General features: G+C 45.5%; 2 protein-coding genes and 2 pseudogenes. All 4 read right to left on the reverse strand.

Going from position 1 to position 9,660, the window contains the following annotated elements; genetic code table 11:
* On the reverse strand, positions 1-903 hold a 903-nt coding region (locus tag ACO4PX_RS05800), incomplete at its 3' end, for a DUF4349 domain-containing protein (RefSeq protein ID WP_485571955.1).
* A 370-nt stretch (positions 904-1,273) separates the two neighbouring features.
* Positions 1,274-4,975, reverse strand: coding sequence for a DNA-directed RNA polymerase subunit beta' (rpoC, locus tag ACO4PX_RS05805; protein ID WP_485571956.1), 3,702 nt, complete (start codon positions 4,973-4,975; stop codon positions 1,274-1,276).
* 10 nt (positions 4,976-4,985) lie between these two features.
* Positions 4,986-8,885 (reverse strand): annotated as a pseudogene (gene rpoB / locus ACO4PX_RS05810) (DNA-directed RNA polymerase subunit beta).
* 572 nt (positions 8,886-9,457) lie between these two features.
* Positions 9,458-9,660: pseudogene (locus ACO4PX_RS05815) on the reverse strand (hypothetical protein); the annotation flags it as partial.

The following is a 9,660-nucleotide window of genomic DNA, read 5'->3' on the forward strand; positions in this document are numbered from 1 at the left end:
CAATCTATCCTTAAAGCCTTCCTCCTTCTGCTCTCTTGCCTCCGGCTTTGACTTTTCCGTCAAAGTCAGGTTTAAGGTAGCAAAGTTAATCCTGTTGTCATATTCCAGAATTTGGCTTCCGTAATTCTCCAACTGATAGCGTATCTCAGTTAAACGATTTTCCAAAATCAGAAGCTGATCCAGATTTTCTGCCTTGTCTATCAAAGCCAGAACCCTCTCCTGCTCCTTTTCTAAAGAATTCTTATGAGCCTGGGCATCATGGTACTGTAAACGAACATCTTCCAGATTCTCGTTGCGAGACTTAATTTGTCCCTCTCCTTCCACGAAGCTAAGGAATTCATCCATCTTATCCTTTGGAATACGAATGGTAAAATACATTCTTCTAAAGTCGCTATAGCTGTCATTATCCTGAAAATCCTCTGATTCCACATAGCCGGACATTGCTTTCACTTTTTCTCGAAGCGCCTTTGCTTTTTCCGGAATATCCTTTGTATCGATTTCCATATTCACGGTACGAATCTTTTTTTCCGAAATCTGAACATTGGGGTCCTCCCCAACATCGGGAGTATTGGAATCAGGCGTATTGGAATCAGGATTGCTTACTTCCGGAACGGTCGCCTCAGCGGCTTCTCCCTGAAAGGCTCCGGGCACTTCATTTTCCTTAGTAACTACAGAATCCTTTCCGGCATTGGATTTTGCCACCTGTGCTCCTGCAAAAGCTGCTTCATCAGATCTTTCAGCCTCTGCCTCCCCATATACCGCACTCTTAATAGAGTTATCCTCTCTATAGCTTGTGTCTTTTCTTGCTCCGCTACAAGCTGTCAATACTCCTGCGGATAAAATGGCGGCACAATATCCTATTGCCAAAACAGATATTTTTCTCTTTTCCTTCCTTTTTTTCATAATTTCCTCCTTGGCTTATGCCCTGATGTTGCAGGTCAGTCTTTTCCTTCTTAACGAGTATTACCGGCGTAATATGCGGTATCTCGTTGACCAGAAAGTACTGCAATATTCTTCTCTCTACCTTATAAACGGTAAAAGGAAGGAATTGGTCACATAATCTTTTATTTTTATTGAAAATATTTCTTAGCCTTTCATACAGTATAGGTCTGAAATTTGGGCACGCTCAGATTACCCACTCATCAGAGCTATACTGTATGAAAGTTCTATTTTATATGCCCACTACAAACGAGATATCGCACGCTTTGCGCAGGATACTCGTTATGAATTGTAAAAAAGGGAGGCTTTTCGCCTCCCTTTTTTAAAGCTGAATTTATAACTCGTTTTCGCCCTCTTTGATTGCTCTTAGGGCTGCGGATAATCCGGATAATCCCTTGGGATCCGCATCAAAAATCTCTTCTGTGCTTAAAGGTTCATTAACCTCGTTGCTAAGTACGTCGGAAGTATCTACCACTTCTTCCTTATCAGTAGAAAGTTTAACGTTTCTATATCGACGCATTCCTGTACCTGCAGGAATCAGCTTACCGATAATAACGTTTTCCTTCAAACCGATGAGGTGGTCAATCTTACCGTTGATAGCCGCTTCAGTAAGAACCTTGGTGGTCTCCTGGAAGGATGCTGCAGACATGAAGGAATCGGTAGCCAAGGAAGCCTTGGTAATTCCCAACATGGTTCTCTTTCCTTCTGCAGGTACCTTTCCTTCTGCAATGAGTCTCTCATTTTCATCTTCGAAGTCTAAGCGATCTACAGTGGTTCCCGGGATAAAGCGGGAATCTCCTGCTTCATTGACACGCTCTTTCTTCATCATCTGGTGCACAATCATCTCGATATGCTTATCGTTGATTTCTACACCCTGTAAACGGTATACTCTCTGCACTTCGGAAATCATGTATTCCTGTACAGCTTTAACGCCCTTAATCTTCAGAAGATCATGAGGATTGATGGATCCTTCGGTTAATACGTCTCCGGCTTCCAGAACCTGTCCATCTGTAACCTTTAAACGAGATCCGTAAGGAATCAGGTAAGTCTTTGACTGAGCCTTTTCGTTGTCGGTTACGATAACCTCTCTCTTCTTCTTGGTGTCACGAATTTCTACAACACCGGGAATCTCCGTAAGAATGGCAAGTCCCTTAGGCTTTCTGGCCTCGAACAACTCCTCTACACGGGGAAGACCCTGGGTAATATCTCCACCTGCCACACCTCCGGTATGGAAGGTTCTCATGGTCAGCTGTGTTCCCGGTTCTCCGATGGACTGTGCAGCGATGGTTCCTACTGCCTCTCCCACCTCAACCGGCTTTCCTGTTGCTAAGTTTGCTCCGTAACACTTTGCACAGATACCGGACTTGGAACGACAGGTCAGAACGGTACGAATACGAATGGACTTTCTGCCCATCTTGTTTAAAGCATCCATAACCTGTGGCGCTCTCTTCGGGGTTACCATGTGGTTTGCCTTAATGACCATATTTCCGGTTTCCGGATCAATGATATCCTCCGCCACATAACGGCCGGTAATTCTCTCCTGCAAGGACTCAATCTTTTCCTGTCCGTCGGAAAGCTCTGTAATTTCCAAGGAAGGAATGGTCTCTCTTCCCTCGGAGCAGTCCAGATCACGGATAATCAAATCCTGAGATACGTCTACCAAACGTCTTGTTAAGTATCCGGAGTCCGCTGTACGAAGAGCAGTATCGGAAAGTCCCTTACGTGCTCCGTGAGCGGAGATAAAGTACTCCAATACATCCAGACCTTCACGGAAGTTGGACTTAATGGGAAGTTCGATAGTCTTACCGGTTGTATCCGCCATGAGTCCACGCATTCCGGCAAGCTGCTTAATCTGCTTATCGGATCCACGGGCTCCGGAGTCAGCCATCATGAAGATGTTGTTGTAGTTATCCAGTCCTGTTAAGAGGTCATGAGTAAGCTGTTCATCGGTGTTCTTCCAGGTCTCGATAACTTCCTTGTAACGCTCTTCTTCAGTAATCAAACCTCTGCGGAAGTTCTTGGCAATTCTATCCACAGTCTTCTGTGCCTCTTCCAAGAGAGTTTCCTTAGTCTCCGGAACGGTCATATCGTGGATGGATACGGTCATTGCCGCTCTTGTAGAGAACTTATAACCGATGGACTTAATATCATCCAAGGTTAACGCGGTCTGCATAGCCCCATGCACATCCATTACCTTTTCCAGAATCTGCTTTAGGTTCTTCTTCTTTACCAGGAAATTGATTTCCGGAAGGAAACGATTCTCCGGTAAAGAACGGTCAATAAATCCTAAATCCTGCGGAATAATCTCATTGAAGAGAAGTCTTCCCACAGTAGTCTCAATAATACCTTCTTCTTCCTTCTTGCTACCGTCTTCCTGTAAGAATTCCTTCTTCACCTTACAACGGATCTTCGCATGAAGGGTTACATAGTGATTCTCATAAGCCAAAATAGCTTCATTAATAGACTTGAAGAGCATTCCCTCTCCCTTGTCTCCTTCTCTTTCCTGGGTTAAATAATACACACCCAGTACCATATCCTGAGAAGGTACCGCAACCACACCACCGTCAGAAGGCTTCAAGAGGTTGTTGGGAGAAAGCAACATAAAACGGCACTCTGCCTGTGCTTCCTGTGTTAAAGGAAGGTGGATCGCCATCTGGTCTCCATCGAAGTCCGCATTGAAGGCCGCACAAACCAGCGGGTGAAGCTTAATCGCCTTACCCTCTACCAGAATCGGCTCGAAGGCCTGAATTCCCAAACGGTGCAGGGTAGGGGCACGGTTTAACATAACCGGGTGCTCTTTAATAACATCCTCCAGGATATCCCAAACCAATGGATCCAGTCTTTCCACCATCTTCTTGGCATTCTTAATGTTATGAGACTTGTTGCTCTTTACCAGCTCCTTCATAACGAAGGGCTTAAAGAGCTCGATAGCCATCTCCTTAGGCACACCGCACTGATAAATCTTTAATTCCGGTCCTACTACGATTACGGAACGTCCGGAGTAATCTACACGCTTTCCTAAAAGGTTCTGACGGAAACGTCCCTGCTTACCCTTTAACATATCGGAAAGGGACTTTAAAGCACGGTTTCCGGGACCGGTTACAGGACGTCCTCTTCTACCGTTGTCGATAAGGGCATCCACTGCCTCCTGTAACATTCTCTTCTCGTTTCGCACGATAATTTCCGGTGCTCCAAGCTCCAAGAGTCTTGCCAGACGGTTATTTCTATTGATAATTCTACGATACAGGTCATTTAAGTCAGAGGTAGCAAAACGTCCGCCATCCAGCTGTACCATAGGACGTAAATCGGGAGGAATTACGGGAAGGTGGGATAGAATCATCCACTCCGGCTTATTTCCGGAGGAACGGAAGGCTTCCACCACTTCCAAACGCTTTACAATACGGGCTCTCTTCTGTCCGGAGGAGCTGTCCAGCTCTCCACGAAGGTCCGTATACTCCTTCTCCAGATCAATGTTGGAAAGCAGCTCATATACCGCTTCCGCACCCATTCCTACTCTGAAGTTGCCGTAACCGTACTGCTCTACGGCATCTCTATATTCCTTCTCGGAAAGCACATCCTTATAGTTTAATCCTGTTTCCATGGGATCCAGAACCACATAGGAGGCAAAATACAGAACTCTTTCCAGAATTCTGGGACTGATATCCAAAATAAGTCCCATACGGGAAGGAATTCCCTTGAAGTACCAAATGTGGGATACGGGAGCCGCTAAGGCGATATGCCCCATCCGCTCTCTACGTACAGAAGACTTGGTAACCTCTACACCACAACGATCACAAATCACACCCTTGTAGCGAATCTTCTTATATTTTCCACAGTGACATTCCCAGTCCTTTACCGGTCCGAAAATTCTTTCGCAGAATAATCCGTCCTTCTCCGGCTTCAGGGTTCTATAGTTAATGGTTTCCGGCTTCTTTACTTCTCCATAGGACCAGTCCAGAATTTTTTCCGGGGAAGCCAAACCAATTTTTATGGAATCAAATTGTACCGGCTCATTTCCACTTTGAAAGTTTGCCATTTTTCCTCCTCTACTCGTTATCACCATCATCACCGAAGTCGGAAGCTAAGGAATAAAAATCATCCTGATCCAGCTCTTCTATAGAGTCATCCTCTTCTGCGCTCTCTTCATTTTCCTCGGCATCCACCAGCTCTCCATCCTGGAATTCCTGCTTGGTATAGCCGTAGGCTCCGAAGTTTTCCTGCTTATCCTGACGATAGTCACCGCTGGATAAAAGTCTGTGCATATCCTGATTTGCATCGTAAAGATCTTCTGTAATCTCTACCACCTGCTGATTCTCATCCAGCACTCTCATGTCCAGACACAGAGCCTGCATTTCCTTTAAAAGAACCTTAAAGGACTCGGGTACTCCCGGCGCCGGAATGTTTTGTCCCTTGATGATGGCTTCATAGGTCTTTACACGACCTGCCACATCATCGGACTTCATAGTAAGGATTTCCTGAAGGGTATAAGCAGCACCGTAAGCCTCCAATGCCCAAACCTCCATCTCACCGAAACGCTGTCCACCAAACTGAGCTTTACCTCACAGAGGCTGTTGGGTAACCATGGAGTACGGACCGGTAGAACGGGCATGAATCTTATCGTCTACCAAGTGGTGAAGTTTCAAATAATGCATGAAGCCGATGGAAGTAGGACTGTCAAATTTCTCTCCGGTTCTTCCGTCTCTCAGCTGTATCTTTCCGTCAATGCCGATAGGCACACCCTGCCATTCCTTACGGTGGTCAAGATGCTCGCCCAAGTAAGCATATACTTCCGGATCCAATTCTTCCTTATGCTTCTCGGAAAATTCTTCCCAAGAAAGATTTACATAATCATTTGCCAGTAAAAGGGTCTGCTGAATATCCACCTCGGTTGCACCGTCAAAGATCGGGGTAGAAACATCAATGCCCAGAGCCTTTGCCGCTAAGGAAAGATGTAACTCCAAGACCTGTCCGATATTCATACGGGAAGGAACACCCAAAGGATTCAATACGATATCCAGGGGACGACCGTTTGGCAGGTATGGCATATCCTCTACAGGAAGCACCCGGGAAACTACACCCTTGTTTCCGTGACGTCCCGCCATCTTATCTCCCACACCGATTTTTCTCTTCTGGGCGATATAGATACGAACAGACTGGGAAACTCCCGGAGCCAACTCGTCGGAATTCTCTCTGGTATAAACCATGGTGTTAATAACGGTTCCGTAAGCACCGTGAGGTACCTTTAAGGAGGTATCTCTTACTTCTCTTGCCTTCTCACCGAAGATGGCACGAAGCAAACGCTCCTCGGCGGTAAGCTCTGTCTCTCCCTTAGGAGTCACACGACCTACAAGAATATCTCCGGCACGAACCTCCGCACCGATACGGATAATTCCTCTTTCGTCCAGATTCTTTAAGGCATCATCACCTACACCGGGAACGTCGGAGGTAATTTCTTCAGGTCCTAACTTTGTATCTCTGGCCTCACACTCATACTCTTCAATATGAACGGAGGTGTAAACATCGTTTTGTACCAAACGCTCGGAAAGTAAAACCGCGTCCTCGTAGTTGTAACCTTCCCAAGTCATAAATCCGATTAAGGGGTTCTTTCCTAAGGCAATCTCGCCGTCCTTTGTAGAAGGACCGTCTGCAATAACATCCCCTGCCTCTACCCTGTCATGGGTATTGACAATGGGCTTTTGGTTATAACAGTTACTGGGGTTACTACGCATAAACTTCATCAGCTTATACTCGTCAATTCCTCCGTCCTTATCTCTCTTAATCAAGATTCTTGCAGAAGAAGAAAGAGTAACCTCTCCACTGTTCTTCGCCACTACGCAGGCTCCGGAGTCTACCGCCGCCTTGCTGGACATACCGGTATCCACCACTGCAGATTCGGTAATCAAAAGTGGCACTGCCTGACGCTGCATGTTGGATCCCATCAGGGCACGGTTCGCGTCATCGTTTTGCAGGAAAGGAATCATGGAAGTCGCTACCGAGAATACCATCTTCGGGGATACGTCCATTAAATCAATACTGGTCTTGGGAAAAGCAGAAGTCTGATCCCGATATCTACCGGAAACGTTATCATGCTTAAAATGTCCTTCCTCATCCAGAGGCTCATTTGCCTGAGCAACCACGAACTGGTCTTCCTCGTCTGCGGCAAGATATACCGCCTGATTGGTAACCACCGGATTGGCCGGATCGGTCTTATCTACCACTAAGTAAGGCGCCTCGATAAAACCGTACTCATTGATTCTTGCATAAGAAGCCAAGGAGTTAATCAAACCGATGTTCGGTCCTTCAGGGGTCTCGATAGGACACATTCTTCCGTAGTGGGTATAGTGTACATCTCGCACCTCGAAACCTGCCCGATCTCTGGAAAGACCGCCGGGTCCCAATGCGGAAAGTCTCCTCTTATGGGTAAGCTCGGAAAGCGGGTTGTTCTGGTCCATGAACTGAGACAGCTGGGAGGAACCGAAGAATTCCTTTACCGCTGCCGTTACGGGCTTAATATTGATTAAGGATTGAGGAGTAATTTCATCAATATCCTGGGTGGACATTCTCTCTCTTACTACTCTTTCCATACGGGACAATCCGATACGATACTGGTTCTGTAAAAGCTCTCCAACGGCACGGATACGACGATTTCCCAGATGGTCAATATCGTCCACTGTGCCGATTTCTTCATCCAGATTCAGTAAATAGTTAATGGAAGCAAAAATATCTTCCTTAGTAATATGCTTTGGAATCAGGCTGTGAATATTCTTACGAATCCCATCTCTCAGTGCGTCCTCTCCCTGTCCTTCCACGGAAGCTAAAAGCTCCTTTAAGGCAGGATAGAATACTAATTCATTGATGCCGCACTCCTCAGGATTGATGGAAGCGGGAATCCACTCCTTAATATCCACCTGCATGGAAGAAAGCACCTTCTCGGTTCTTGTAGGTCCGTCAATCCAAACAAAGGGAACAGCGGCATTCTGAATCTGCTCCGCCAATTCCTGGCTAACGGTTGCACCTGCCTCAGCCAGCTGTTCTCCGGTCTCCGGTGCATAAACAGCCTCAGCCAATACATGGCCCTTGATTCTGTTCTTAAAATGTAATTTCTTGTTGAACTTGTATCGTCCCACCTTGGCTAAATCATAGCGTCTTGGGTCAAAAAACATGGAATTCAATAGGGATTGGGCGGAGTCCACGGAAAGCGGTTCTCCCGGTCGAATTTTTTTGTATAACTCTAAGAGACCTTCCTGGTAATTTTCAGAAGGATCTTTGTCGATAGAAGCTAAGAGCTTTGGATCTTCTCCGAATAAATCAAGAATATCCTTGTTGGAACCTACGCCAAGCGCACGAATAAAGACAGTAACCGGTACCTTTCTGGTTCTGTCTACACGAACGAAGAATACGTCATTGGAGTCTGTTTCGTACTCAATCCAGGCACCACGATTCGGAATTACGGTACTGCTGTAAAGCTCCTTACCTACCTTATCATGGTCTACCCCATAATAAATTCCCGGCGAACGCACCAACTGAGAAACGATAACTCTTTCCGCACCGTTGATGACGAAGGAGCCGTTCTCTGTCATTAAAGGAAGGTCACCCATGAAGATTTCATGTTCATTGATTTCTTCCTTATCCTTATTAAAGAGGCGAACTTTAACCTTAAGGGGAGCTGCATAGGTTGCATCTCTTTCCTTACACTCTTCTATGCTGTACTTTGCCTCTTCCTTAGCCAGTTTGAAATTCACAAACTCCAAGCTAAGATGCCCTGCAAAGTCCTGGATGGGAGAAATATCATCAAAGGCCTCCCTCAAGCCTTCATGCAAAAACCATTCATAAGAATCCTTTTGGATTTCAATGAGGTTTGGCATTTCCAGAACTTCTTTGCTCCGAGAGAAAGTCATTCTGAGATTCTTTCCGGTTTGCACCGGATGCATTTTGCTTTTTTTCATCGACCGTTCACCCCTAATATCCGAGATATATCTCATCTCTTTGCTAAGAATCCACAAAAAACTTGTCCCAATTTGCCTTTAGTATTATAATCTGCTTAAAACAACTCGGGAAACTCCTTTAATTTATGGATTAGTTGACGATACGTTCACTTTTCTTTGACATTTTTCTTCCTTTGGACGAAAAATAGGCAGAGTTATCCCCCCTACCGGCCAAATAAGCAAACTTCATACTACCATTCTTTACCTTTTTCTGTCAAGGAGAAATATAGCTCTTTACGCTTTTCTGCGAAACATTTCAAAAGAAAAAAGCCAGATTCTATGAGAAAAACAATCTGCTCTACCTCTTTTTTCCGGAGGAGAGTTTGGAACAGGGGCACGCTCCCGCTAACCTCGCCACGTAGTGGCACTAAGCGAAAAACTTCAGTTCCTTTGTTTTTCGCAAGTGCCAACGGGCTCAGATTACCCCTTATTCCAAAACTCTCCTCCGAAAAAACGCAAAGCTAATTCTTTCTCATAAAATCCGGCTTTTTCTTATTTTCTACTTTTCTTATTTTCCGCGTTTCTTATATGCCCTACTTCTTTGCTTGTTGCTTCTTCACAGCGTCTTCCGCCTTCTTTCTTAAGTTGGCGAAAAATCCTTTTTTCTTTGGCGCCTCAGGTACCACTCCGCCTCGTACAGACTTGATAGAGCGAATATAGATTCCGGATACCGCACACTTTACTTCCTTCTTTACAGGAAGTACCTCATATACATTGGGATCCGCCATAAGGGCTA

This window comes from Oribacterium sp. (genome assembly GCF_057249185.1).

Excerpts from the sequence above, each read along its gene's own strand:
- rpoC (WP_485571956.1), bottom strand. The coding sequence starts at position 4,975 with ATGGCAAACTTTCAAAGTGGAAATGAGCCGGTACAATTTGATTCCATA.